The sequence below is a fragment of the Psychrobacter sp. 16-MNA-CIBAN-0192 genome, from assembly GCF_040309565.1.
GTDB lineage: Bacteria > Pseudomonadota > Gammaproteobacteria > Pseudomonadales > Moraxellaceae > Psychrobacter.
This window is the reverse complement of record NZ_JBEOOX010000644.1, coordinates 1-242: the sequence shown is the minus strand read 5'-3', so window position 1 is coordinate 242 and position 242 is coordinate 1. Positions and strand designations below refer to the sequence as shown.

Annotated in this window: 1 protein-coding gene; it reads right to left on the bottom strand. The window is 47.1% G+C overall.

Annotated features, from left to right (window positions below):
• On the bottom strand, positions 1-242 hold a 242-nt coding region (locus AAEY78_RS14700; RefSeq protein WP_352340210.1), incomplete at both ends, for a type 2 periplasmic-binding domain-containing protein.

The following is a 242-nucleotide window of genomic DNA, read 5'->3' as shown; positions in this document are numbered from 1 at the left end:
CCCATTGTGCATCTGTGTAACCGGTAGGAAATTGACCGCGTGTTTTTTTATCTGCAGGGCCCACTATGGCTAATGGCTGACGAGATACCAACTGGCTTTGCCACAGTTGATCGTAGTGCTCAAGTCCGATGGGTTTATTGGTTAAAACTAAATCCAGTTCGTGCTCTGCCAAACCATTTAACAGCCCATCCATACGCCCTGCAGTAAGCGAAAAGCGTACTTCGTCGTTACTCATTAAAGGG